Source organism: Erwinia sp. INIA01, from assembly GCF_025947915.1.
GTDB classification, from domain to species: Bacteria; Pseudomonadota; Gammaproteobacteria; order Enterobacterales; family Enterobacteriaceae; genus Erwinia; species Erwinia coffeiphila.
On the sequence record NZ_JAPDNC010000023.1, the window covers coordinates 1 to 25,486 of the forward strand.

General features: G+C 51.6%; 21 protein-coding genes, 1 pseudogene and 1 riboswitch. Of the genes and pseudogenes, 18 read left to right on the forward strand and 4 right to left on the reverse strand.

From position 1 onward, the window contains the following. The 9 genes and pseudogenes from tuf to rpoC all read left to right on the forward strand — a co-directional run. Positions 1-150: pseudogene (gene tuf / locus OMR58_RS25150) on the forward strand (elongation factor Tu); the annotation flags it as partial. Positions 151-399: 249 nt separating this feature from the next. After that, positions 400-783, forward strand: a complete 384-nt coding sequence (gene secE, locus OMR58_RS25155) for a preprotein translocase subunit SecE (protein WP_105595698.1) — start codon at positions 400-402, stop codon at positions 781-783. Between the two features lies 1 nt (position 784). Then, positions 785-1,330, forward strand: a complete 546-nt coding sequence (gene nusG / locus OMR58_RS25160) for a transcription termination/antitermination protein NusG (protein ID WP_012439920.1) — start codon at positions 785-787, stop codon at positions 1,328-1,330. A 194-nt stretch (positions 1,331-1,524) separates the two neighbouring features. Continuing rightward, positions 1,525-1,953 (forward strand): 50S ribosomal protein L11, encoded by a 429-nt coding sequence (gene rplK, locus OMR58_RS25165; RefSeq protein ID WP_105595697.1) that lies wholly within the window; start codon positions 1,525-1,527, stop codon positions 1,951-1,953. 3 nt (positions 1,954-1,956) lie between these two features. Further along, the gene (gene rplA, locus OMR58_RS25170) at positions 1,957-2,661 is read left to right on the forward strand and encodes a 50S ribosomal protein L1 (RefSeq protein ID WP_105595696.1); all 705 of its coding nucleotides are present in this window, start codon (positions 1,957-1,959) and stop codon (positions 2,659-2,661) included. Positions 2,662-2,958: 297 nt separating this feature from the next. Then, positions 2,959-3,456 carry a 50S ribosomal protein L10 gene (gene rplJ / locus OMR58_RS25175; protein WP_105595695.1) on the forward strand — a complete coding sequence of 166 codons (498 nt, stop codon included), beginning with the start codon at positions 2,959-2,961 and terminating at the stop codon, positions 3,454-3,456. A gap of 64 nt (positions 3,457-3,520) precedes the next feature. Further along, positions 3,521-3,886 carry a 50S ribosomal protein L7/L12 gene (rplL, locus tag OMR58_RS25180; RefSeq protein WP_105595694.1) on the forward strand — a complete coding sequence of 122 codons (366 nt, stop codon included), beginning with the start codon at positions 3,521-3,523 and terminating at the stop codon, positions 3,884-3,886. 334 nt (positions 3,887-4,220) lie between these two features. Further along, the gene (rpoB, locus tag OMR58_RS25185; RefSeq protein WP_105595693.1) at positions 4,221-8,249 is read left to right on the forward strand and encodes a DNA-directed RNA polymerase subunit beta; all 4,029 of its coding nucleotides are present in this window, start codon (positions 4,221-4,223) and stop codon (positions 8,247-8,249) included. 94 nt (positions 8,250-8,343) lie between these two features. Then, a complete protein-coding gene (rpoC, locus tag OMR58_RS25190; protein WP_105595692.1) occupies positions 8,344-12,564 on the forward strand; it encodes a DNA-directed RNA polymerase subunit beta' in 4,221 nt (1,406 codons plus the stop codon). Between the two features lie 381 nt (positions 12,565-12,945). On the opposite strand, the gene OMR58_RS25195 is transcribed toward rpoC, so the two are convergent. Next, positions 12,946-13,140 (reverse strand): DUF1127 domain-containing protein, encoded by a 195-nt coding sequence (locus tag OMR58_RS25195; RefSeq protein ID WP_370569952.1) that lies wholly within the window; start codon positions 13,138-13,140, stop codon positions 12,946-12,948. Positions 13,141-13,313: 173 nt separating this feature from the next. Here OMR58_RS25195 and OMR58_RS25200 point away from each other — a divergent pair, with 173 nt between their 5' ends. Continuing rightward, complete coding sequence (locus OMR58_RS25200; protein ID WP_264547264.1) at positions 13,314-14,804, forward strand: aminotransferase-like domain-containing protein; 1,491 nt, start codon at positions 13,314-13,316, stop codon at positions 14,802-14,804. 128 nt (positions 14,805-14,932) lie between these two features. On the opposite strand, the gene thiE is transcribed toward OMR58_RS25200, so the two are convergent. From thiE to rsd, 3 genes are all read right to left on the reverse strand, one after another. Continuing rightward, a complete protein-coding gene (thiE, locus tag OMR58_RS25205; RefSeq protein ID WP_200563890.1) occupies positions 14,933-15,577 on the reverse strand; it encodes a thiamine phosphate synthase in 645 nt (214 codons plus the stop codon). Beyond that, on the reverse strand, positions 15,574-17,523 hold the full coding sequence (thiC, locus tag OMR58_RS25210) for a phosphomethylpyrimidine synthase ThiC (RefSeq protein WP_234472104.1): 1,950 nt from the start codon (positions 17,521-17,523) through the stop codon (positions 15,574-15,576). Before thiC ends, thiE begins: the two co-directional genes overlap by 4 nt. An 89-nt stretch (positions 17,524-17,612) precedes the next feature. Next, positions 17,613-17,713: riboswitch (TPP riboswitch) on the reverse strand. 136 nt (positions 17,714-17,849) lie between these two features. Further along, a complete protein-coding gene (gene rsd / locus OMR58_RS25215) occupies positions 17,850-18,356 on the reverse strand; it encodes a sigma D regulator (protein WP_200563887.1) in 507 nt (168 codons plus the stop codon). Positions 18,357-18,429: 73 nt separating this feature from the next. Here rsd and nudC point away from each other — a divergent pair, with 73 nt between their 5' ends. From nudC to OMR58_RS25255, 8 genes are all read left to right on the forward strand, one after another. Next, a complete protein-coding gene (gene nudC / locus OMR58_RS25220; protein ID WP_264547265.1) occupies positions 18,430-19,203 on the forward strand; it encodes an NAD(+) diphosphatase in 774 nt (257 codons plus the stop codon). Between the two features lie 373 nt (positions 19,204-19,576). Then, positions 19,577-20,299, forward strand: coding sequence for a bactofilin family protein (locus OMR58_RS25225; RefSeq protein ID WP_264547266.1), 723 nt, complete (start codon positions 19,577-19,579; stop codon positions 20,297-20,299). A 161-nt stretch (positions 20,300-20,460) separates the two neighbouring features. After that, positions 20,461-21,528 carry a uroporphyrinogen decarboxylase gene (gene hemE / locus OMR58_RS25230; RefSeq protein ID WP_264547267.1) on the forward strand — a complete coding sequence of 356 codons (1,068 nt, stop codon included), beginning with the start codon at positions 20,461-20,463 and terminating at the stop codon, positions 21,526-21,528. A 3-nt stretch (positions 21,529-21,531) separates the two neighbouring features. Then, positions 21,532-22,197: a deoxyribonuclease V gene (gene nfi, locus OMR58_RS25235; RefSeq protein ID WP_200563878.1), complete on the forward strand. Its 666-nt coding sequence runs from the start codon at positions 21,532-21,534 to the stop codon at positions 22,195-22,197. A 62-nt stretch (positions 22,198-22,259) separates the two neighbouring features. Next, complete coding sequence (locus OMR58_RS25240; RefSeq protein WP_264547268.1) at positions 22,260-22,850, forward strand: YjaG family protein; 591 nt, start codon at positions 22,260-22,262, stop codon at positions 22,848-22,850. A gap of 189 nt (positions 22,851-23,039) precedes the next feature. After that, positions 23,040-23,312 (forward strand): nucleoid-associated protein HU-alpha, encoded by a 273-nt coding sequence (hupA, locus tag OMR58_RS25245; RefSeq protein WP_002438605.1) that lies wholly within the window; start codon positions 23,040-23,042, stop codon positions 23,310-23,312. 112 nt (positions 23,313-23,424) lie between these two features. Further along, positions 23,425-24,096 (forward strand): DUF1481 domain-containing protein, encoded by a 672-nt coding sequence (locus OMR58_RS25250; RefSeq protein WP_370569953.1) that lies wholly within the window; start codon positions 23,425-23,427, stop codon positions 24,094-24,096. Between the two features lie 418 nt (positions 24,097-24,514). Next, positions 24,515-25,447 (forward strand): hypothetical protein, encoded by a 933-nt coding sequence (locus OMR58_RS25255; protein ID WP_264547269.1) that lies wholly within the window; start codon positions 24,515-24,517, stop codon positions 25,445-25,447. Positions 25,448-25,486: the final 39 nt, after the last annotated feature.

A 25,486-nucleotide genomic window follows, 5' to 3' on the forward strand; every position in this document is an offset into this window, starting at 1 on the left:
GAAGGCGTTGAGATGGTAATGCCAGGCGACAACATCAAACTGGTTGTTGAACTGATCAAGCCAATCGCAATGGACGATGGTCTGCGTTTCGCAATCCGCGAAGGCGGCCGTACCGTTGGTGCTGGTGTTGTTGCTAAAGTTATCGCTTAATCGCTGATAACATTTGACGCAACGCACATGAAGAGGGCATCATTTGATGCCCTTTTTGCACGCTGTAACATAGAACCTGACTCATCTGTGATTATGATTCATAATCATTGCTGAGGCAGGCTCTGTAGCACGGCGTCATACATAATATGCCGAGTTACGCCTATACCTGCGGGTATGACAGTATTATTCGGTTCGGTTGCCTCGTAATCCGGGGCAAAAGTGTTTCTGATTTATTGTGGCAGGTTGGTTATGAGTGCTAATACCGAAGCTCAAGGCAGCGGGCGCGGCCTGGAAGCGATAAAGTGGTTAGGTGTGGCGTTACTGCTGGTTGTCGCCATCGTGGGTAACTACTACTATCGTGAAGTAACATTACCGCTGCGTGCATTGGCCGTCGTTGTACTGATTGCAGCAGCAGCTGGCATTGCCCTGCTGACCGCTAAGGGTAAAGCAACGTTGGCTTTCGCTCGTGAAGCGCGTACTGAAGTTCGTAAAGTGATCTGGCCTACTCGTCAGGAAACGTTGCACACCACCTTAATCGTTGCCGCGGTGACTGCCGTGATGTCACTGATTTTGTGGGGACTGGATGGTATTCTGGTCCGTCTGGTATCGTTTATCACTGGCCTGAGGTTCTGAGATGTCTGAAGCTCCAAAGAAGCGCTGGTACGTCGTTCAGGCGTTTTCCGGTTTTGAAGGCCGCGTAGCACAGTCGCTGCGTGAGCATATCAAGTTACACAACATGGAAGAGCTGTTTGGCGATGTCATGGTTCCAACCGAAGAAGTGGTTGAAATCCGTGGTGGCCAGCGTCGTAAAAGCGAGCGCAAGTTCTTCCCGGGCTACGTACTGGTTCAGATGGTGATGAATGACGCCAGCTGGCACCTGGTGCGCAGTGTGCCGCGCGTAATGGGCTTCATCGGCGGTACGTCCGATCGTCCTGCACCGATTAGCGACAAAGAAGTTGATGCGATTATGAACCGCCTGCAGCAGGTTGGTGATAAGCCGCGTCCGAAAACGTTGTTTGAGCCAGGCGAGATGGTACGTGTTAACGACGGTCCATTTGCCGACTTTAACGGCGTGGTGGAAGAAGTTGATTACGAGAAAAGCCGCCTGAAAGTTTCTGTTTCTATCTTCGGCCGCGCAACGCCGGTTGAACTGGACTTCGGACAGGTTGAGAAGGGCTGATTGATTCACCCTGAGCCGCTTTCTAAAAGGCGGCATAAAATTTATACGATCGCCGTTATCAGGTGGTTGCGAAAGGCGCGAAATTACACTACAATTTCGCGCCTTTTGTTTTTATGCGTCGATATATTCGCGCGTAAAATATTAATCACGGGGAGCTCCGTTATGGAGCGTTATCACCCAACAGAGGAATTATCATGGCTAAGAAAGTACAAGCCTACGTTAAGCTGCAAGTTTCAGCTGGTATGGCAAACCCGAGTCCTCCGGTAGGTCCGGCTCTGGGTCAGCAAGGCGTTAACATCATGGAATTCTGTAAAGCGTTCAACGCAAAAACAGAATCCCTGGAAAAAGGTCTGCCGATCCCAGTAGTGATCACCGTTTATTCTGACCGTTCTTTCACCTTCGTTACCAAAACCCCTCCTGCAGCAGTACTGCTGAAGAAAGCGGCTGGTATCAAGTCTGGTTCCGGCAAGCCGAACAAAGACAAAGTAGGTAAAGTATCTCGTGCTCAGGTACGTGAAATCGCAGAAACCAAAGCTGCGGACATGACTGGTGCTGACATTGAAGCGATGACTCGCTCAATCGAAGGTACTGCTCGTTCCATGGGCCTGGTAGTAGAGGACTAAGAAATGGCTAAGCTGACCAAGCGCATGCGCGTGATCCGTGACAAAGTTGATTCAACTAAACAGTATGACATCAACGAAGCTGTTGCTCTGCTGAAAGAACTGGCTACTGCTAAGTTCGTAGAAAGCGTTGACGTAGCTGTAAACCTGGGCATTGATGCTCGTAAATCTGACCAGAACGTTCGCGGTGCAACTGTACTGCCACACGGTACTGGCCGTTCCGTTCGCGTTGCCGTATTTACCCAGGGTCCAAACGCTGAAGCTGCTAAAGCAGCTGGCGCTGAGCTGGTAGGTATGGAAGATCTGGCTGACCAGATCAAAAAAGGCGAAATGAACTTCGACGTTGTTATCGCATCTCCAGATGCAATGCGCGTTGTTGGCCAGCTGGGTCAGGTTCTGGGCCCACGCGGTCTGATGCCAAACCCGAAAGTTGGTACCGTAACTCCTAACGTTGCTGAAGCAGTGAAAAACGCTAAAGCGGGTCAGGTTCGTTACCGTAACGACAAAAACGGTATCATCCATACCACTATCGGTAAGGTTGATTTCGATGCAGATAAACTGAAAGAAAACCTGGAATCCCTGCTGGTTGCGCTGAAAAAAGCAAAACCTTCACAGGCGAAAGGCGTTTTCATCAAGAAAGTTAGCCTGTCCACCACCATGGGTGCTGGCGTGGCAATCGATCAGGCTGGCCTGAACGCTGCTGCTAACTAATCTGCTTTACGCGGGCGAAATTTTCATCTAGAATCTTACGCCCGTTGTTCTGTAAATATACAGAACCGACAGATTTTTAGGTTGGAGCCTGGCCTTATCCAGGCCTCCGTCCAAGACCGCAGGAGTGATAGCGAAAGATATCACTTAATACCCTGCGTAGACGGTGACAGAACCGACAAGAATTTTTCTTAACTGGATTCTGCTCACCGTGTTTGAGCGCTCGTATACCTTCGGGTAAATGAGTGAAGTGAGTTCCGGGGAAATCCATCCCCGGCCCAAATCCAGGAGCACAAGCTAATGGCCTTAAATCTTCAAGACAAACAAGCGATTGTTGCTGAAGTCAGCGAAGTAGCCAAAGGCGCGCTGTCTGCGGTAGTTGCGGATTCTCGTGGCGTTACCGTAGATAAAATGACCGAACTGCGTAAAGCAGGTCGTGCGGCTGGCGTATACATGCGTGTTGTTCGTAACACCCTGCTGCGCCGCGTCGTTGAAGGTACTCAGTTCGAGTGCCTGAAAGACACGTTAACCGGTCCAACCTTGATTGCATACTCTATGGAACACCCGGGCGCTGCTGCTCGTCTGTTCAAAGAGTTCGCGAAAGCGAATGCAAAATTTGAGGTTAAAGCTGCAGCCTTTGAAGGCGAGCTGATCAGTGCGGCTCAGATCGACCGCCTGGCAACTCTGCCAACTTACGATGAAGCAATTGCACGCCTGATGGCAACCATGAAAGAAGCCGCTGCCGGCAAACTGGTTCGCACTCTGGCCGCTGTACGCGATCAGAAAGAAGCTGCTTAATCAGCCTTTCTTTTCACGTTTAATTGCTAACGTATAAACTTTTTCTGAATTTTAGGAACAACAAATGTCAATCACTAAAGACCAAATCATTGAAGCTGTTGCAGCTCTGTCTGTAATGGAAGTAGTTGAACTGATCGCCGCTATGGAAGAGAAGTTCGGTGTGTCTGCTGCTGCAGCTGTAGCTGTTGCTGCTGGCCCAGTAGAAGCTGCTGAAGAAAAAACTGAGTTCGACGTTGTACTGAAAGCTATCGGTGCTAACAAAGTTGCTGTAATCAAAGCCGTACGTGGCGCAACTGGTCTGGGCCTGAAAGAAGCCAAAGACCTGGTTGAGTCTGCACCTGCTGCCCTGAAAGAAGGCATCAGCAAAGACGACGCTGAAGCTCTGAAGAAAGCACTGGAAGAAGCTGGCGCAGAAGTTGAAGTTAAATAAGCCAACCTTTCAGGTTGCAGCCTGGGTTTAAGTAGTTCCAGGCTGATGGCTGGTGACTTTTTGGTCACCAGCCTTTTTGCGCTCTAAAGCATTAATGGTATTTCACACTGTTTAGCCATTGATTTGCTTAATATCTTTCTCTATCGACGACTTAATATACTGCTTTCCTGCATGGACCCTCTGTCCAGTCAAAAGCAATGAAATGATTTAAGCGTGATAGAAAGAGGTATTACAAAAGGTGCTCTGCCTTTTGCACGACACAAAACAGCGTTGCATGAACTGTCCCCACTGGACGGACAGAAAGGTTCTACTTTTCAGCGAGCTGAGGAACCCAATGGTTTACTCCTATACCGAGAAAAAACGCATTCGTAAGGATTTTGGAAAACGTCCACAGGTTTTGGACATTCCATATCTCCTTTCTATCCAGCTTGACTCGTTCCAGAAGTTTATCGAGCAAGATCCGGAAGGCCAGTATGGTCTGGAAGCTGCATTCCGTTCCGTATTCCCAATCCAAAGCTATAGCGGTAACTCTGAGCTGCAGTACGTCAGCTACCGTTTAGGCGAACCTGTATTTGATGTGAAAGAGTGTCAGATTCGTGGCGTCACGTATTCTGCACCCCTGCGCGTAAAACTGCGCCTGGTGATCTACGAGCGCGAAGCGCCGGAAGGCACAGTTAAAGACATCAAAGAACAAGAAGTGTACATGGGTGAAATTCCACTCATGACCGATAACGGTACCTTTGTCATCAACGGTACTGAGCGTGTTATCGTTTCTCAGCTGCATCGTAGCCCTGGTGTCTTCTTCGACAGCGATAAGGGTAAAACCCACTCGTCTGGTAAAGTGCTGTATAACGCACGCATCATTCCTTACCGTGGTTCATGGTTGGACTTCGAGTTTGACCCGAAAGACAACCTGTTCGTCCGTATTGACCGTCGTCGTAAGCTGCCGGCCAGCATCATCCTGCGCGCGCTGAATTACACCACTGAGCAGATCCTCGATCTGTTCTTCGACAAAGTGGTTTATGAAATTCGCGATAACAAGCTGCAGATGGAGCTGATCCCTGAGCGTCTGCGCGGCGAAACTGCATCGTTCGATATCGAATCTAACGGTACTGTCTACGTTGAGAAAGGCCGCCGTATTACCGCGCGCCACATTCGTCAGCTGGAAAAAGACAGCGTTGCACATATCGAAGTACCGGTTGAATACATCGCAGGTAAAGTCGTCGCTAAAGATTACATCGACGAAGGTACCGGTGAGCTGCTGGTTGCGGCGAACATGGAGCTGTCACTGGATCTGCTGGCTAAACTGAGCCAGTCCGGTCACAAGCGTATTGAAACCCTGTTCACCAACGACCTGGATCACGGCCCGTATATCTCTGAGACGCTGCGCGTTGACCCAACCAACGATCGCCTGAGCGCGCTGGTTGAGATCTACCGCATGATGCGTCCTGGTGAGCCACCAACGCGTGAAGCGGCCGAAAACCTGTTTGAGAACCTGTTCTTCTCTGAAGACCGCTACGATCTGTCTGCGGTTGGCCGTATGAAGTTCAACCGTTCTCTGATGCGTGACGAGATCGAAGGTTCCGGTATCCTGAGCAAAGACGACATCATTGAAGTGATGAAGAAGCTCATCGGTATCCGTAACGGTATTGGCGAAGTGGATGATATCGACCACCTCGGCAACCGTCGTATCCGTTCCGTCGGCGAAATGGCAGAAAACCAGTTCCGCGTAGGTCTGGTCCGCGTTGAGCGTGCGGTGAAAGAGCGTCTGTCTCTGGGCGATCTGGATACCCTGATGCCACAGGATATGATCAACGCCAAGCCAATCTCTGCGGCAGTGAAAGAGTTCTTTGGTTCCAGCCAGCTTTCCCAGTTTATGGACCAGAACAACCCGCTGTCTGAGATCACGCACAAGCGTCGTATTTCTGCACTGGGCCCGGGCGGTCTGACGCGTGAGCGTGCAGGCTTTGAAGTTCGAGACGTACACCCGACGCACTACGGTCGCGTATGTCCAATCGAAACGCCTGAAGGTCCAAACATCGGTCTGATTAACTCGCTGTCTGTGTACGCACAGACCAACGAGTATGGTTTCCTGGAAACCCCGTATCGTCGCGTGCGCGATGGTGTGGTGACCGACGAAATTCATTACCTCTCTGCAATCGAAGAGGGTAACTACGTTATCGCTCAGGCAAACACCAACCTCGACGACGAAGGTCACTTCGTAGACGACCTGGTAACCTGCCGTAGTAAAGGCGAATCGAGCCTGTTCAGCCGCGATCAGGTTGACTACATGGACGTTTCCACCCAGCAGGTGGTTTCCGTCGGTGCGTCACTGATCCCGTTCCTGGAGCACGATGACGCCAACCGCGCATTGATGGGTGCAAACATGCAACGTCAGGCGGTTCCAACTCTGCGCGCTGATAAGCCGCTGGTTGGTACCGGTATGGAGCGCGCGGTAGCGGTTGACTCTGGTGTTACAGCCGTAGCGAAACGTGGTGGTACCGTTCAGTACGTTGATGCATCTCGTATCGTTATCAAAGTTAACGAAGATGAAATGTATCCGGGCGAAGCCGGTATCGACATCTACAACCTGACCAAATACACCCGTTCTAACCAGAACACCTGCATCAACCAGATGCCTTGCGTGAACCTGGGTGAGCCAATTGAACGTGGTGATGTGCTGGCTGACGGTCCTTCAACGGATCTGGGCGAACTGGCACTGGGTCAGAACATGCGCGTCGCGTTCATGCCGTGGAACGGCTACAACTTCGAAGACTCCATTTTGGTCTCCGAGCGCGTGGTACAGGAAGATCGCTTCACCACTATCCACATCCAGGAACTGGCATGTGTGTCTCGTGACACCAAGCTGGGGCCGGAAGAGATCACCGCTGACATCCCTAACGTGGGTGAAGCTGCGCTCTCTAAACTGGATGAATCCGGTATCGTGTATATCGGTGCAGAAGTGACCGGTGGCGACATTCTGGTTGGTAAGGTAACGCCAAAAGGTGAAACCCAGCTGACGCCAGAAGAGAAACTGCTGCGTGCGATCTTCGGTGAGAAAGCGTCTGACGTAAAAGACTCTTCTCTGCGCGTACCGAACGGCGTGTCTGGTACCGTTATCGACGTTCAGGTCTTCACCCGCGATGGCGTGGAAAAAGACAAGCGTGCGCTGGAAATCGAAGAAATGCAGCTGAAGCAGGCGAAAAAAGACCTGTCTGAAGAACTGCAGATCCTTGAAGCTGGCCTGTTCAGCCGTATCCAATACCTGCTGGTTTCCGGCGGTGTGGAAGCGGACAAACTGGACAAGCTGCCTCGCGAGCGCTGGCTGGAACTTGGCCTGACCGACGAAGAAAAACAAAACCAGCTGGAGCAGCTGGCCGAGCAGTACGACGAGCTGAAGCACGAGTTTGAGAAGAAACTTGAAGCTAAGCGCCGCAAAATCACTCAGGGCGATGACCTGGCACCAGGCGTGCTGAAAATCGTTAAAGTGTATCTGGCCGTTAAACGTCAGATCCAGCCTGGTGACAAAATGGCAGGTCGTCACGGGAACAAAGGTGTTATCTCCAAGATCAACCCGATCGAAGATATGCCATACGATGAGAACGGTACGCCGGTCGATATCGTACTGAACCCGCTGGGCGTTCCATCACGTATGAACATCGGTCAGATTCTTGAAACCCACCTGGGTATGGCTGCGAAGGGCATCGGCGAGAAAATCAACGCTATGCTTAAGAAGCAGGAAGAAGTGGCTAAGCTGCGTGAGTTTATTCAGCGTGCTTACGATCTGGGTACTGATGTACGCCAGAAAGTTGACCTGAACACCTTCACCGACGACGAAGTGCTGCGCCTGGCAGAGAACCTGAAAAAAGGTATGCCAATCGCAACGCCAGTGTTTGACGGCGCGAAAGAGAGCGAGATCAAAGAGCTGCTGCAGCTCGGCGGCCTGCCTTCTTCCGGTCAGATTACCCTGTTCGATGGTCGTACCGGCGAACAGTTCGAGCGTCAGGTTACCGTTGGCTATATGTACATGCTGAAGCTGAACCACCTGGTTGATGACAAAATGCATGCACGTTCTACCGGTTCTTACAGCCTGGTTACTCAGCAGCCGCTGGGTGGTAAGGCTCAGTTCGGTGGTCAGCGCTTCGGTGAGATGGAAGTGTGGGCGCTGGAAGCATACGGCGCAGCCTATACCCTGCAGGAAATGCTTACCGTTAAGTCTGATGACGTAAACGGTCGTACGAAGATGTACAAAAACATCGTCGACGGCAACCATCAGATGGAACCGGGCATGCCAGAATCCTTCAACGTACTGTTGAAAGAGATTCGCTCGCTGGGTATTAACATCGAGCTCGAAGACGAGTAACCCCTGAGGTTATTCGCATCTGCTGTACTGGTTACAGGGTGCCCTGCTGCGGCAGGGCATCCCTGAGAAGTCTCACTCCGACGGGAGCTAATCCGTGAAAGACTTACTTAAGTTTCTGAAAGCGCAAACTAAGACCGAAGAGTTTGATGCGATCAAGATCGCTCTGGCCTCGCCAGACATGATCCGTTCCTGGTCTTTCGGCGAAGTTAAAAAGCCGGAAACCATCAACTACCGTACGTTCAAACCAGAACGTGACGGGCTTTTCTGTGCGCGTATTTTCGGGCCGGTAAAAGACTACGAGTGCCTGTGCGGTAAGTACAAGCGCCTGAAACACCGTGGTGTGATCTGTGAGAAGTGTGGCGTTGAAGTTACACAGACCAAAGTCCGCCGTGAGCGCATGGGCCACATTGAGCTGGCTTCTCCAACTGCGCACATCTGGTTCCTGAAATCGCTGCCATCCCGCATCGGTTTACTGCTGGATATGCCACTGCGTGATATCGAACGTGTTCTGTACTTCGAATCTTACGTCGTTGTTGAAGGCGGCATGACCAACCTCGAAAAGCGCCAGATCCTGACTGAAGAGCAGTATCTTGACGCGCTGGAAGAGTTTGGTGATGAATTCGACGCGAAAATGGGTGCGGAAGCGATCCAGGCCCTGTTGAAAAACATGGATCTGGAGCAAGAGTGCGAGCAGCTGCGTGAAGAGCTGAACGAGACTAACTCCGAAACCAAACGTAAAAAGCTGACCAAGCGTATCAAGCTGCTGGAAGCGTTCGTACAGTCTGGTAACAAGCCAGAGTGGATGATCCTGACCGTGCTGCCTGTACTGCCACCGGATCTGCGTCCGCTGGTACCGCTGGACGGCGGTCGTTTCGCAACTTCAGATCTGAACGATCTGTATCGTCGCGTTATCAACCGTAACAACCGTCTGAAGCGCCTGCTGGATCTGGCTGCACCTGACATCATCGTACGTAACGAAAAACGTATGCTGCAGGAAGCGGTAGATGCGCTGCTGGATAACGGCCGTCGCGGTCGTGCGATCACCGGTTCTAACAAACGTCCTCTGAAATCTTTGGCTGACATGATCAAAGGTAAGCAGGGTCGTTTCCGTCAGAACCTGCTCGGTAAGCGAGTTGACTACTCAGGCCGTTCTGTAATCACCGTAGGTCCATACCTGCGCCTGCATCAGTGCGGTCTGCCGAAGAAAATGGCACTGGAGCTGTTCAAACCGTTTATCTACGGCAAGCTTGAACTGCGTGGTCTTGCTACCACCATCAAAGCCGCTAAGAAAATGGTTGAGCGTGAAGAAGCTGTCGTTTGGGATATCCTGGACGAAGTTATCCGCGAACACCCGGTCCTGCTGAACCGTGCACCAACCCTGCACCGTCTGGGCATCCAGGCGTTTGAGCCAGTACTGATCGAAGGTAAAGCTATTCAGCTGCACCCGCTAGTTTGTGCGGCATATAACGCCGACTTCGATGGTGACCAGATGGCTGTTCACGTACCGCTGACGCTGGAAGCCCAGCTGGAAGCGCGTGCGCTGATGATGTCTACCAACAACATCCTGTCCCCAGCGAACGGTGAACCAATCATCGTTCCTTCTCAGGACGTTGTACTGGGTCTGTACTACATGACCCGTGACTGTGTTAACGCCAAAGGCGAAGGCATGGTACTGACCGGTCCAAAAGAAGCTGAGCGTATTTATCGCGCTGGCCTCGCGTCTCTGCACGCTCGCGTTAAGGTACGTATTACCGAACATGAGAAGAACGAGCAGGGCGAATGGGTTGCAAAAACCAGCCTGATCGATACAACCATCGGTCGTGCCATCCTGTGGATGATCGTGCCGAAAGGTCTGCCTTACTCTATCGTCAACCAGGCGCTGGGTAAGAAAGCGATCTCCAAGATGCTGAACACCTGTTACCGCATCCTGGGCCTGAAGCCAACGGTTATCTTTGCTGACCAGACTATGTACACCGGCTTTGCCTATGCGGCACGTTCAGGTGCGTCTGTTGGTATCGACGACATGGTTATCCCAGAGAAGAAAGTGGAAATCATCACCGAAGCGGAAGCTGAAGTGGCAGAAATCCAGCAGCAGTTCCAGTCTGGTCTGGTTACCGCTGGCGAACGCTATAACAAAGTGATCGATATCTGGGCTGCGGCCAACGAACGCGTTGCGAAAGCGATGATGGAAAACCTGTCTACCGAAACCGTGATTAACCGTGACGGTGAAGAAGAGCGCCAGGTTTCCTTCAACAGCATCTTTATGATGGCCGACTCCGGTGCGCGTGGTTCTGCTGCACAGATTCGTCAGCTTGCCGGTATGCGTGGTCTGATGGCTAAGCCAGATGGCTCAATCATCGAAACGCCAATCACCGCGAACTTCCGTGAAGGTCTGAACGTACTCCAGTACTTCATCTCTACTCACGGTGCTCGTAAAGGTCTGGCGGATACCGCACTGAAAACTGCGAACTCCGGTTACCTGACTCGTCGTCTGGTAGACGTGGCGCAGGATCTGGTCGTTACCGAAGACGATTGTGGTACCCACGAAGGTATCATGATGACCCCGGTTATCGAGGGTGGTGATGTTAAAGAGCCGCTGCGTGAGCGCGTTCTGGGTCGTGTGACCGCAGAAGACGTTCTCAAGCCGGGTACTGCTGATATCCTGCTGCCGCGTAACACGCTGCTGCATGAAGCGCAGTGTGACATCCTCGAAGAACACTCTGTTGACAGCCTGAAAGTGCGTTCCGTAGTAAGCTGCGAAACCGACTTCGGCGTGTGTGCTCACTGCTACGGTCGTGACCTGGCGCGTGGCCACATCATCAACAAAGGTGAAGCGATCGGTGTTATCGCTGCACAGTCAATCGGTGAGCCGGGTACACAGCTGACGATGCGTACCTTCCACATCGGTGGTGCTGCATCTCGTGCGGCTGCTGAATCCAGCATCCAGGTTAAGAACAAAGGTACCATTAAACTCTCTAACGCTAAGTCGGTAACCAACTCCGCTGGCAAGCTGGTAATTACTTCTCGTAATACCGAGCTGAAAATGATCGATGAATTCGGTCGTACTAAAGAGAGCTATAAAGTTCCTTACGGTTCTACCATGGCTAAAGGTGACGGCGAGCAGGTTGCAGCGGGCGAGACCGTAGCAAACTGGGATCCACATACCATGCCGGTAATCACCGAAGTGAGCGGTTTCATTCGCTTCACCGACATGATTGATGGCCAGACCATTACCCGCCAGACGGATGACCTGACCGGTCTGTCCTCTCTGGTTATCCTGGACAGTGCGGAACGTACTGCTGGTGGTAAGGATCTGCGTCCGGCACTGAAGATCGTTGATGCTAACGGTAACGACGTAATGATCCCTGGCTCTGATATGCCAGCTCAGTACTTCCTGCCGGGTAAAGCGATTGTTCAGCTGGAAGATGGCATCAAGATCAGTTCAGGTGACACCCTGGCGCGTGTTCCTCAGGAATCAGGCGGTACCAAGGACATCACCGGTGGTCTGCCACGCGTTGCTGACCTGTTCGAAGCCCGTCGTCCGAAAGAGCCGGCAATCCTGGCTGAGATCAGCGGCATCATCTCGTTCGGTAAAGAAACCAAAGGTAAGCGTCGTCTGGTGATCACGCCAATCGATGGTAGCGATCCGTACGAAGAGATGATTCCGAAATGGCGTCAGCTGAACGTGTTCGAAGGTGAACGTGTTGAGCGCGGTGACGTTGTTTCCGATGGCCCAGAGTCTCCACATGACATTCTGCGTCTGCGTGGCGTTCATGCGGTTACCCGTTACATCACTAACGAAGTGCAGGAAGTTTACCGTCTGCAGGGCGTTAAGATTAACGATAAGCACATCGAAGTCATCGTTCGTCAGATGCTGCGTAAAGCAACTATCGAGAGCGCAGGAAGCTCCGACTTCCTCGACGGTGAGCAGGTTGAATTCTCTCGCGTTAAGATCTCTAACCGCGAGCTGGAATCCAACGGCAAAATCGCTGCAACATTTGCACGCGACCTGCTGGGTATCACCAAGGCGTCTCTGGCAACCGAGTCCTTCATTTCTGCGGCCTCGTTCCAGGAAACTACGCGCGTACTGACCGAAGCAGCCGTTGCGGGCAAACGTGACGAACTGCGCGGCCTGAAAGAGAACGTAATTGTAGGCCGTCTGATCCCAGCCGGTACTGGTTACGCTTATCATCAGGATCGTATGCGCCGCCGTGCAGCTGGTGAAGCACCAGTTGTACCTCAGGTGACTGCTGATGAAGCGTCTGCCAGCCTGGCAGAACTGCTGAACGCAGGTCTGGGTGGTAATGACGATTAATCGTCAACCACCTGTGGCATAGTAAAAAACCTCGCTTCGGCGAGGTTTTTTTTCGCCCATAAAAAGTCGACAGGGATATGACGATGATTTGAATGTGGATCTGAAAGCGGCAACCCTGTGCTTTCTGGTTCGCGATTAGCGTATTGCCGAATGTGGTCGATATAGCAGTGGGAAGTATGGTGGGAAAGCGTAGAGTCTGGTCAGCTACAGCTGCCTGTCTTCCTGCTGCGATGGCAGTTTTTCATCTGCGTCACAGCATTGAGCCGTTATGCAATGCCGTGCAGACGGCGATCCCGTGGGCCACTATCCTGGGTAATAAAAAAAGAGCAACGGAGGCAGGACGTCTCCGTTGCCGCGGGCGCGAAATCCGCCCAAGCCACATCACTTATAGTGCCGGACATCATGGCAGGTCAGCCCGATATCCTTCAGCTGCGCATCGCTCAGCTGGGAGAGAATTTTTCTGGTACATGCCCGCATGCGCTGCCGCTGCCAGTGGTGATAAGGAATAATGAAGATCGCTTTGATCAAACCCCAACTGAACGGTTTTGCTGCTCTGTTTTCATGAAACTCCATCATCTGCCCCTCAATGCCCGGTGTCTGAATGCTATTTTGTCGCGGATGACATCAATGATACAGATGCAGAAATAATGTTTTATTGACATACAGATGGCGTGATACGCTGACTGAATGGTCATAAAGACGCTAATCTGTACTGGTTTTCATCCAGAAGTGGCGATAAGGGGGATACAATGACGCGTTACCAATATCTGGCCGATCTGTTGGCCCAGCGTATCGAGCAAGGCCTTTATCAGGCAGGAGAACGGCTTCCGTCAGTACGCACCCTGAGCAGCGAACATGGTGTCAGCATCAGCACGGTGCAGCAGGCCTACTACCTGCTGGAAGAAAGGCAGCTGATCACCCCCCAGTCTCGTTCGGGATATTTTGTTACCCCGCGCAAAGCAGCACCGCCGGTTCCGGCGATTACCCGCCCGGTACAGCGGCCGGTTGAGATCACCCAGTGGGATGCCGTATTGCATCTGCTTGAAGCCCGTTCCGATGAGCAAACCCTTCAACTGGGTAGTGGCATGCCGGACGTTGGGCAGCCAACGCTGAAACCGTTATGGAAAGCCATAAGCCGGGTTGCACAACAGCAGGATGAACGCCTGTTGGGCTATGACACGCTGTATGGTCTTCCGGAGCTGCGTGAACAGATTGCACGCCTGATGATCGACAGCGGCTGCCAGCTGGGCGCGGATGACATCGTGATTACTACCGGCTGCCATGAAGCCCTGTCGATATCGATACGGGCGGTCTGTCAGCATGGCGATATTATCGCCGTTGAATCGCCGACGTTTCACGGCATCATGCAAACCCTGCGTGGATTTGGCATCCGTGCGATAGAGATCCCCACCGACTCTTCAACGGGCATCAGCCTTGAAGCGCTGGAGCTGGCCTTTGAACAATGGCCGATCAAGGCCGTGGTGGTGGTGCCAAACTGTAATAACCCGCTGGGATTTATTATGCCGGAGCACCGCAAGCGCGCACTGGTCACGCTGGCACAGCGTTTTGACGCAGCAATCATTGAGGATGATGTTTACGGTGAGCTGGCCTTTGACTACCCGCGCCCGATAACCATCAAGTCGCTGGATACCGACGGACGGGTGCTGCTCTGCAGCTCGTTCTCAAAAATACTGGCCCCGGGACTACGGGTAGGCTGGGTGGTACCGGGGCGCTATTTTGACCGGGTACTGCATATGAAATACATCGTTACCGGGTCAACAACAACGCTGACGCAGATGGCGGTCGCCGGATTTATAAGCCAGGGCTACTATCAGCCGCACCTGCGGCGGATGCGTATCACCTATCAGCGAAACCTGGAAATATTTACTCGCCTGGTACGTCAGCATTTTCCCTGCGGTATTTGTGTCACACGTCCCCAGGGGGGGTTCCTGATCTGGGTTGAGTTACCGGAAGCGTTTGATTCACACCGGCTCAATGCTGAACTGCGGGATTCAAAAATCCAAATCGCCGTCGGTTCGTTGTTCTCCGCTTCGGGTAAGTATCGCAACTGCCTGCGGTTGAGCTATGCCCAAACCTGTACGGATAAAACCGAGCGGGCGCTGGCGATTCTTGGCGCTGCCGTAGAGCGGGCCATGCAATCCTGCTCACCGGTACATGAGCTGACGACGGCCAGTAACGATTGGGGAGAAGGCAGGGCCAGCGGGAAGGAACAGCGCTGACCCTGGCTGACGGCGAAACTGTCGTCAGCCCCGCCACTATAGCGGGGTATACAGAGGTGAAAAGCCGCAGAGACTGAGTCTGCGGCGTTGCTTCATGACAGTTTGCCGGCGTTACGACACATTACATTTTATTGTGCAGCGCCTTCCGGGGATTCAATCAGATCCAGCAGCTGGCGAGTTGCCGCCTGCCAGTCTTCCGCTTTGGTGATGGCACTGACCACGGCCACGCTGCCGACACCGGTTGCCAGCACGGCCGGGACGCGATCGATGCTGATACCGCCAATAGCGACAGTAGAGACACCCTGCAGGCGTTGAATATGCCGAGCCAGTTCCGCTAACCCCTGTGGCGCAGAAGGCATATCTTTGGTCTGCGTTGGAAAAACGTGGCCCAAAGCGATGTAGGACGGTTCTACGGCCAGCGCCCGATCCAGCTCGGCATCATCGTGAGTAGACAGTCCCAGCCGCAGTCCTGCAGCGTGAATCGCATCAAGGTCGGCGATATCCAGGTCTTCCTGACCCAGATGAACGCCATACGCCTGATATTTGATCGCCAGACGCCAGTAGTCATTGATAAACAACCTTGCCTGGTAACGTTTGCCGAGGGCAATCGCTTCAGCGATCTGCTGCTCTACTTCATCATCCTGACGATCTTTAATGCGCAGTTGTATAGTGCGCACACCAAAATCCAGCAGGCGGACAATCCACTCAACGGTTTCCACCACCGGATAAAGCCCAAGCCGGGCGTCGGTAGCGGGAAAAGGACCACGACTCATACATTTTCCTCGGTTTTAAGCGCATCGGCGCGGTGATACAGCTCACCGCCGCGATTGCGGAATTCATCAGACATCTGCGCCATACCTATCTCAATCGGCATGGCCTGGGCTTGCTGGCGCGCGGCGTACTCGCGCACTTCCTGGGTGATCTTCATTGAACAGAACTTCGGCCCGCACATTGAGCAGAAGTGCGCCACCTTGCCGGATTCCTGCGGCAGGGTTTCATCATGATAGGCGCGGGCGGTATGCGGATCGAGGGCAAGATTAAACTGATCTTCCCAGCGAAACTCAAAGCGTGCTTTCGACATCGCATTATCACGGATCTGCGCGCCGGGATGGCCTTTTGCGAGATCGGCAGCATGTGCGGCGATCTTATAGGTAATCAGCCCCTGTTTAACATCTTCTTTGTTAGGCAATCCAAGATGCTCTTTCGGCGTCACATAGCACAGCATCGCGCAGCCAAACCAACCGATCATCGCTGCACCAATCCCGGACGTAAAGTGGTCATAGCCGGGAGCGATGTCGGTGGTCAGCGGGCCGAGCGTATAAAACGGTGCTTCATGGCAATGTTCCAGCTGCTCGGTCATATTACGGCGGATCATCTGCATTGGCACGTGCCCGGGTCCCTCAATCATCACCTGCACATCATATTCCCAGGCAATTTTGGTTAGCTCTCCCAGCGTATGTAGTTCGGAGAACTGTGCTTCGTCGTTAGCATCCTGAATCGAACCCGGGCGCAGGCCGTCCCCGAGTGAGAGGGAAACATCATAGGCGGCACAGATTTCACAAATCTCGCGGAAATGCAGGTAGAGGAAACTCTCTTTATGGTGCGACAGGCACCATTTCGCCATGATCGATCCGCCGCGCGAAACAATGCCGGTCAGCCTTTTAGCGGTCATCGGTACGTAACGCAGCAACACGCCGGCATGAATGGTGAAGTAGTCAACGCCTTGCTCTGCCTGTTCCAGCAGCGTATCGCGGAAAATTTCCCAGTTAAGATCTTCTGCTACGCCATTAACCTTCTCCAGCGCCTGGTAGATTGGCACGGTGCCAATCGGTACAGGGCTGTTACGCAGTATCCATTCACGCGTTTCATGGATATAGCGACCGGTAGAAAGATCCATCACCGTGTCGGCGCCCCAGCGTGCAGACCACACCAGTTTTTCAACTTCCTCCTCAATCGAAGAGCTGACCGCGGAGTTGCCGATATTGGCGTTGATCTTCACCAGGAAGTTACGCCCAATGATCATCGGTTCTGATTCCGGATGGTTAATATTGGCCGGAATGATCGCCCGCCCGGCGGCGACTTCCTGGCGCACAAACTCTGCGCTGATATTTTCAGGCAGGCTGGCGCCGAAGCTGTTGCCCGGATGCTGTTGCAGAAGGATTTCACCGCGAATACGTTCACGGCCCATATTCTCGCGGATGGCGATATATTCCATTTCCGGGGTGATCACGCCCAGGCGCGCGTAATGCATTTGAGTAACGCAGCGGCCTGCCAGTGCGCGGCGTGGACGAGGAAGGTTCTCGAAACGCAGATGATCCAGGCCTTCATCGGCCAGCCGCTGTTGGGTGTAGACCGAGCTGAGTTCAGTAATTTCTTCCGTATCGGCACGCTGGTGAATCCATGTGCTGCGCAACTTGTCGATGCCGCGATGCACATCGATAGCCGCTGCCGGATCGCCGTAGGGGCCAGCCGTGTCGTACACAGGCACCGGCTCATTCTCTTCCAGCGTCGGGTTATCTTTGCTGCCCCCAATCACGGTTGGACTAAGCTGGATTTCGCGCATTGGCACGCGGATATCGTCCCGGGAGCCGGTCAGATAAATACGTTTTGAATTGGGGAAGGCCGTGCCTTGCAGAGAATCGATAAACTGCTGAGCTTCAGCGCGCTGCTCACGGCGATTGGTTTTTTTCTCAACGAGAAGTTTTTCAACGGTAGACATAGCAAATTCCTGAAATATTAGGGAAAGTTGCTTGCCTGGAGGCGGGAGTAATTTGAACGATGTGAAACATTTTATTTCGCATCATCGCAGACGATTTTACTCTTGTTCCCTTCGCAGGTGTTAACCTGAACAGGTTCCGCGGATCCCGAATTAACGGTCTCAGCCCCATGGGGCACTCCGACAAGAAATACTCTCTGATTTTCAGACTTTGTTGTCAGAAAATCAGTTTTAAGTCAGAACAAAACGTTTTTTGCTCAAACTAAATAGCCCCTTCAGCATAAAGGGGCTAATTGGAAACTACAAGTAATTCACAATCTGATAACGAATCAGGCGGAAGGCGCAAGAGGCGCTACATCTTTAGTTATCTGATTTTCAGCAACTTTTTCCAGAGCCAGCTTGATAAATTTATCTTCCAGCACGAAACGTTCAGCCAGCACTTCGCCGACCAGGGAAAGCGTTTGCTGGAAATCTACCGCATCATCTGTTTCGATGGCCTTTTCCAGATACGTATCATAAATCTGCATAATGTGGTCGGTATTGGCACGTAAGGATGGATAAATTAATGCCGCCTGCGCCAGCTGTTCCGTTCCTTCCAGCTCTTTAATGAAACGTTCGTAAGCCGTGAAATGGCCGGTAGAGAGATAGTCCACCAGATTCTGGCAAAAATTATCCAGCGCATTTTCATCGAGCGCCGTCAACGATTCCTTGTTAGGCTTTAAACCGGCCATTTGATAATAGGCAATCAGCAGCTGCTTACGGGCGTGTAAACAGAAATCGACCAGTTCACTACAGCCGCCAACCCGCGCGGCCAGATTTTCTAACTGGTTAAGCATGTTCATCTCCGTGAGTTTTATTTTTAATGCCTGACCTCAAACCAGTCTTTGAGCTGAGGATGATAAGCAAGTTATGGAACGTCAAATATCAAGCGTAGACACTGGCTGGTGGGTTGTCAGCCACGAACATAAAATTTGGTTACCAAAAGGCGAAATTCCTCGAGGATCTGCCGAATCATTCGGCTTGACGGGATCAAAAGGATCGCCTATCGGCGAATGGCAGGGGGAAACGGTGTGGTTGATCTGCGAAAACCGCACGCGTGATACCGGATCGCTGCGTCAGCTACTCGATCAGGAGACCGGTTTATTCCAGCTGGCTGGTCGGGGTATACAGTTGGCAGAGTTTTACCGGTCGCACCGCTGGTGTGGCTATTGCGGCCACGAGATGCATCATAGCAAAACCGAATGGGCCTGCCTGTGCAGCCACTGTCGGCAGCGTTACTATCCGCAAATTGCTCCCTGTATCATTGTTGCCATTCGCCGTGAAGATAAGATCCTGCTGGCCCAGCATACCCGCCATCGTAACGGCATTTATACTGTGCTAGCGGGCTTTGCTGAAGTCGGTGAGACGCTGGAGCAGACGGTAGCGCGCGAAGTGATGGAAGAGGCGGCAATTAAGGTTAAAAATCTGCGATATGTTTCATCTCAGCCGTGGCCATTTCCACAGTCGCTGATGATGGCCTTTATGGCCGACTATGATGCGGGCGAAATCAACATTGATCCTAAAGAACTGCTGGATGCGGGTTGGTATCGGTATGATGCTTTACCGCTGTTGCCGCCAGCAGGCACTATCGCACGACGTTTAATCGAGGATACAGTGGCATTATGCCGTGCTGATGATGAGTGAAATTCACGACTGATTAACAATTTAATGCATTAGTACTTCCCACTCTGTTTCCCCTGGTTTGCCGTTTGGTGCGGCCGGGGGATTGACTGCTATCCAGATATAAGGACCTTTAGGTTTATCTCTGCGGTGAATTCTAATATGATTCACTGCGTGGAAGATTTTAAGCTCGTAACAAGGAATAGTTTTCAATTGACTCCGTTTTTCGCTTTAAATTCCCGATGAAAGAAATAGTCTTTATTTAACTCAGAGTGCTATTTCCTAATATATCTTATTAAATCCTTTGAAAGCGAAGTTGCCGATCCGTATGCAGCCATTAGTGATGCGGTCGGGCGACAATTCATCAAGGTGATTCATATGTAGGTTGGATGTAGGTATGTTTAAGAACAGAACGCAATATTATCTTTGGGGGATCTGGATTTTCTGGATCGGTAGCATTATCGCTTTTTTGCTATCGCACAGAATTTCAATGCTGATTTTCCTTGGCGGTATGGGATGCCTTGTCCTGCTGAGTCTGTCGACATATCTACGCGTTAATAGAGTGATTATAAATATGTTTAATTTCAGTAAGAAAGAAGAAGTTAAAACGACAAAAGGACAGGATTCGTCCGCCAGTACAATGAGTGAGAGCATCAGCATGGACCCATCAGCGGAAAGTAATAATATTAAGGAAACAACTATTTCACCCGGAACAATGCTACGCGGTGAAATTACTAATGAAAATAACATTACCATTAGCGGTGAAGTTGAGGGTGATGTAACCAGTAAAAAAGTCACGCAGATCGGTAAGGAAGGAAAAGTCGTTGGGAAAGTCACATCCTTAAAGCTGATCGTAAACGGTCTGTTAAAAGGATGCTGCTACGCGAAAACGGTAGTGATAATGTCGCGAGGAAGAATAGAAGGCGATGTTTATGCTAGTGAATTCTCAATTGAGAAAGGTGGCGTATTTATTGGTAACTCTCATTGGGTTGAAGAAACCGCTGAAATAAAAGATAAAAAAGCAAAAAATTCAAATAGCCCAGATCCTGAACGTGTGCCTTCACTGGTTTCTGTTGAAGGTGGTGCTGCAAAAAGTAATCAGATGCAGGCTAAGAAGTAGCACGAGGTGCCCCATTTCAGGCCCGGTTCCGCCCCTGCCTTGATATTTATATGCGTACAGGCAGGGAAATTTTGCGATCCCTTCAAATTATCGGGCTACCGGGCACAGTCAATCTTGATAAATGGTACACTACAGGCTTATTTGGAGTAGAGAGCCCTGTGATGAGTGAACTGAAGAACGATCGTTATCTGCGCGCCCTGCTGCGCCAGCCTGTTGATATTACCCCCGTATGGATGATGCGCCAGGCCGGACGCTACTTGCCGGAGTATAAAGCCACGCGTGCCGTCGCCGGTGACTTCATGTCGCTGTGTAAAAACGCCGAGCTGGCCTGTGAAGTCACGCTGCAGCCTCTGCGGCGCTATGCGCTTGATGCGGCAATTCTGTTCTCCGATATTCTGACGATCCCTGATGCGATGGGGCTGGGCCTCTACTTTGAAACGGGTGAAGGTCCTCGTTTCTCGCAGCCAATAACGTGCCGTGCCGATGTTGAGAAGCTGCCGATCCCCGATCCTGAACAGGAACTGGGCTATGTGATGAATGCCGTGCGAACGATTCGCAAGAATCTAAACGGCGAAGTGCCATTAATCGGTTTCTCCGGCAGTCCCTGGACGTTGGCGACCTATATGGTGGAAGGCGGCAGCAGTAAAGCATTTACCAAGCTCAAAAAGATGATGTATGCCGAACCACAGACTCTGCACCTGATGCTCGACAAACTTGCTGATAGCGTAACCCTTTACTTAAACGCCCAAATTCGCGCGGGTGCACAGTCGGTGATGATCTTCGATACCTGGGGCGGTGTACTGACGGGCCGCGACTATCGCGAGTTCTCGCTCTATTACATGCACAAGATCGTCGATGGCCTGCTGCATGAGAATGACGGTCGCCGCGTTCCGGTAACGCTGTTTACGAAAGGTGGCGGTCAGTGGCTGGAAGAGATGGCAGCAACCGGCTGTGATGCGCTGGGTCTGGACTGGACTACGGATATCGCCGATGCCCGTCGCCGCGTGGGGGATAAAGTGGCACTGCAGGGAAATATGGACCCTTCCATCCTTTACGCACCTCCTGCACGGATCGAGCAGGAAGTGGCAGGTATTCTCGAGGGCTATGGCCAGGGAACCGGACACGTGTTCAACCTGGGTCACGGAATTCATCAGGATGTACCGCCAGAGCATGCGGGCGCTTTTGTGGAGGCGGTGCGCAAACTTTCGCGCCCTTATCACCAGGAGTAAAAAATGGACATAGCCGTATTGCGTGACCAGCAGCGTGCTCTCGCAGCTGACGTTATCCTTCAGGATGATTTTGACGTCATGCCTCCGCGACTGATAGGTGGCGCGGATGTCGGCTTTGAGCAGGGCGGAGAGGTTACCCGTGCCGCCCTGGTCATACTGGAATACCCTTCACTGCGGCTGATTGAGCATCAGGTGGCGCGTATAGCCACCACCATGCCCTACATTCCCGGTTTTCTTTCCTTCCGTGAAACTCCTGCACTGCAGGCCGCCTGGCAGCAGCTTGCTCATCGTCCCGACCTGTTACTGGTAGATGGCCACGGCATCGCTCATCCAAGGCGGCTGGGTGTGGCAAGCCACTTCGGCCTGCTGGTGGACGTCCCGACGATTGGCGTGGCGAAAAAGCGGCTGTGTGGCGCATTTACGCCGCCGGATGCTGAACCCGGCAGCTGCCAGCCGCTGATGGATAAAGGCCAGCAGCTTGGCTGGGTATTGCGCAGTAAAGCGCGCTGTAACCCGCTGTTTATCTCCACCGGACATCGTGTCAGCCAGGCTACCGCTCTTAAGTGGGTGGAAAACTGCTTGCAGGGTTATCGACTGCCGGAGCCAACGCGCTGGGCGGATGCCGTTGCGTCACGGCGTCGGGCTTTTACCTCTCTCCCTCAGGGTTAACCGTGATGCCGTGGTGCTTTTCAGGTACACTCCCCGCAGCGCGTTAATTCTGAGACCCTGATATGTTACTTAACCCAATTCATTTACGGCTGGAAAAGCTGGAAAGCTGGCAGCATGTGACTTTTATGGCCTGCCTGTGTGAGCGGATGGCCCCTAACTACCGTGCATTTTGCCAGCAGACCGGTTTCGGCGATGGGCAGCTGTATCGCCGCATTCTGGATTTGCTGTGGGAAACTCTGGTGGTGAAGGATGCGAAGGTCAACTTCGACAGCCAACTGGAAAAACTGGAAGAGGCTATCCCTTCCGCTGACGATTACGATCTGTACGGTGTCTATCCGGCAATCGATGCCTGTGTCGCGCTCAGTGAGCTGATCCATTCCCGCTTGAGTGGCGAAACCCTGGCACATGCTATTGCCGTCAGCGAAACGTCAATCACCACCGTCGCCATGTTGGAAATGACACAGGCCGGACGTGAAATGACCGAAGAAGAACTGAAGGCCAACCCCGCGGTTGAAGAGGAATGGGACATTCAGTGGGAGATTTTCCGCCTGCTGGCAGCCTGCGAGGAGAGGGACATCGAACTGATCAAAGGGCTGCGATCCGACCTGCGTGAATCCGGAATCAGTAATATCGGGATAGATTTTCATCAATAAGGCCACAAAACGTGACTTCAGGCCAGATTTGTAGAGCCTTTGGGCTTCACATTCGCCCCCACTCTGGTCTACATTTGGGGGGCTGAAAAATGTGGCTATCGGTGCGTGTAGGCTGGAGAGTGCCAGAATCTGGTTTTTCCCCTCGCACCTGGTGCTTAGCAAGCGATAAATACACTGTAAGGATAACTTATGAACAAGACTCAACTGATTGATGTAATTGCGGACAAAGCGGACCTGTCTAAGACCCAGGCTAAAGCTGCACTGGAATCCACTCTGGCTGCGATTACTGAGTCTCTGAAAGAAGGTGATGCTGTACAACTGGTTGGTTTTGGTACCTTTAAAGTTAACCACCGTGCTGAGCGTACTGGCCGCAACCCGCAGACTGGCAAAGAAATCAAAATTGCTGCTGCAAACGTACCAGCATTCGTTTCTGGTAAAGCACTGAAAGACGCTGTTAAGTAATCGTCTGACGGTGAAGAGTTTAAACAGGGGGGCGTATTCGCCCCTTTTGTTTATCTGACGTAAATCTTCTGGCTGCTTTCCTACTGCCGCTGCGGTCATGTGATATTCTTTTATCATGAAACTGACGCTTCCCAACCGTATCTCCATTCTCACTATTCTGCTGCTGCTAGCTGGCTGCAGTTCGCGTTCCGATCTGCCCGATTTTACCGCCAGCGGCTATCTTGCCGATCGTGGTGCCGTACGAATTTGGCGAAAAGACAGTCAGGCAGAGATCTCCCACATGATGACCGTTTTTACACCCTTCAGCGGTGGTGCAACGGAAACGACGGATTATCAGTGGCTGAATGGCAAGCCGGTGGCGATTGAACGCCATGTTTCAGGTAAGCAACCTGATGATGTGACGCTACGTTTTGATCATGATGGTGCTTTAAGCTTTATGCAGCGACAGCTGGCCGGGCATCGGGAACCTTTATCTGCGGATGAAGTGGCGCTTTATCAGTTTGACGCGCAGCGCATGCTGAAGATTAGCAACGATTTGCGGAACGGGCGGGTGATGCTGATCCAGGGGCGTTGGTTGCCCGGTGGAGAGGTCGCCAGCTGTCAGGGCAATCAGCTACGGCCAGAGTTCGATGAAATGGAGCTGGAACAGATTGCCAGGCAGCGGGCATCTGCGCCTTCCGAGCCGCTTAACGTCGCATGGCTACAGGCTCCGGAGGGAGTCCAACTACTACTGGCCAGCCAGGAGGATCTTTGCCAGAGTGAACCCAAAGAGGCGGATTTCTGAGAGGGTATTTGAGTCATTCGAATAAATTCATCCGGCCCTGCATTCTGATATTATTATCTTCGATTCGATAATTTTACCCTGTACTTGTCCATTCTCAATTTTTTCAGATCATCAAAAGCATAAACTAATACCGCTGAGATAAATTAGTTCCTGCATTGAGCGTATTAACAGTAATAACTCTCCTGATGATAGCGCTTCGTATTCGTATGCAAAGTAGCGAGTCTCCATTTGTTAATAAGGCGTGTATTAATTTAACTTAAAAGGATGAATGATTTATATTATTAAGGTGAATGCTAGTTTTTACCTTATTTTGCGCAAGAAATTAAATATCCAGCATTAAATGATAATTTAAAAAATAATGGAAAGCTTTACTCTTCCTCGCGGTTGATGGATTTGATTCATAAAAGGGAAATTTAAGATGTACAGAAAAAAAGTTATCAGTTTACTCATCTCTGGCGCACTTTTTGGACCAGAGTTGGCGTTCGCGTACTCGACGGTCATTGACGGCCAGGTCATTAATTCGACGGATGAGGCTGGTGTTTTTAATAAAGGATGGGAAAATGAAAATGGTTTTCTGGTAAAGGACACTACAATTAATGTGTTCGTAGAGAATAGTGGTGATAAAGCGAACGGTATTTTGGTCAATGCTTCACGAGTAGAGAATACGAACCAGACGACAACAATGGTAGTAAACTCCACCATCAACTCTGAGGGGAGTGGGGCTTACCTGGTTGGCGGAATAGCCTCGTTTGATAATACCAATATTGAATCTCAGGGGGTTTACGGTATCGTCACCAAGGGCGGCCAGCTTAGTCTTACAAATGGTACGGTTGTCAATGCCACGAAGAACGGCTTTGGATTTTATTTCCTGCGGGGATACTCTGACTTTGACGGTTCTCGAGGTACCTATGAAGACAATGACGTTCTTATTGACTCATCAACGGTGAAGACTGAAAACAATGTCGCTATCGTTGTTGGCAAAGACACCTTAGCGAATATCACCGTGAGTGGAAATTCAACCATATCGAGCGGGAATGGTCGGTTTTTGGCTACCCTTGATGGATCGACGACTAATTTAAACGTGAGTGACAGTGTCCTTAATGGTTCAACTTCTGCTCAGGATGCATCAACGATTAATTACAATCTTAGTAACAGTTCGCTTAATGGGGCCGTTATTTCTTCAAAAGATTCTCAAGTGAAAGTTGATTTAAATAATAAATCTTCGCTTGTTGGTTCTGCTCAGAACGTCAAAGAAATCGATGTTGACGGAACATCGTTGTGGCACATGGGGGCCAGCTCGGATGTTGGCAATCTTGTAAGTATCCCGCTAAAACGTCCCATTCACTTTTAGAGATCTTCCGGCATACTGATAACGTTGCCCCGAGGAGAT

Coding starts and splice junctions, on each gene's coding strand:
- secE (WP_105595698.1), top strand. CDS start 400: ATGAGTGCTAATACCGAAGCTCAAGGCAGCGGGCGCGGCCTGGAAGCG.
- nusG (WP_012439920.1), top strand. CDS start 785: ATGTCTGAAGCTCCAAAGAAGCGCTGGTACGTCGTTCAGGCGTTTTCC.
- rplK (WP_105595697.1), top strand. CDS start 1,525: ATGGCTAAGAAAGTACAAGCCTACGTTAAGCTGCAAGTTTCAGCTGGT.
- rplA (WP_105595696.1), top strand. CDS start 1,957: ATGGCTAAGCTGACCAAGCGCATGCGCGTGATCCGTGACAAAGTTGAT.
- rplJ (WP_105595695.1), top strand. CDS start 2,959: ATGGCCTTAAATCTTCAAGACAAACAAGCGATTGTTGCTGAAGTCAGC.
- rplL (WP_105595694.1), top strand. CDS start 3,521: ATGTCAATCACTAAAGACCAAATCATTGAAGCTGTTGCAGCTCTGTCT.
- rpoB (WP_105595693.1), top strand. CDS start 4,221: ATGGTTTACTCCTATACCGAGAAAAAACGCATTCGTAAGGATTTTGGA.
- OMR58_RS25195 (WP_370569952.1), bottom strand. CDS start 13,140: ATGATGGAGTTTCATGAAAACAGAGCAGCAAAACCGTTCAGTTGGGGT.
- OMR58_RS25200 (WP_264547264.1), top strand. CDS start 13,314: ATGACGCGTTACCAATATCTGGCCGATCTGTTGGCCCAGCGTATCGAG.
- thiE (WP_200563890.1), bottom strand. CDS start 15,577: ATGAGTCGTGGTCCTTTTCCCGCTACCGACGCCCGGCTTGGGCTTTAT.
- thiC (WP_234472104.1), bottom strand. CDS start 17,523: ATGTCTACCGTTGAAAAACTTCTCGTTGAGAAAAAAACCAATCGCCGT.
- rsd (WP_200563887.1), bottom strand. CDS start 18,356: ATGCTTAACCAGTTAGAAAATCTGGCCGCGCGGGTTGGCGGCTGTAGT.
- nudC (WP_264547265.1), top strand. CDS start 18,430: ATGGAACGTCAAATATCAAGCGTAGACACTGGCTGGTGGGTTGTCAGC.
- OMR58_RS25225 (WP_264547266.1), top strand. CDS start 19,577: ATGTTTAAGAACAGAACGCAATATTATCTTTGGGGGATCTGGATTTTC.
- hemE (WP_264547267.1), top strand. CDS start 20,461: ATGAGTGAACTGAAGAACGATCGTTATCTGCGCGCCCTGCTGCGCCAG.
- nfi (WP_200563878.1), top strand. CDS start 21,532: ATGGACATAGCCGTATTGCGTGACCAGCAGCGTGCTCTCGCAGCTGAC.
- OMR58_RS25240 (WP_264547268.1), top strand. CDS start 22,260: ATGTTACTTAACCCAATTCATTTACGGCTGGAAAAGCTGGAAAGCTGG.
- hupA (WP_002438605.1), top strand. CDS start 23,040: ATGAACAAGACTCAACTGATTGATGTAATTGCGGACAAAGCGGACCTG.
- OMR58_RS25255 (WP_264547269.1), top strand. CDS start 24,515: ATGTACAGAAAAAAAGTTATCAGTTTACTCATCTCTGGCGCACTTTTT.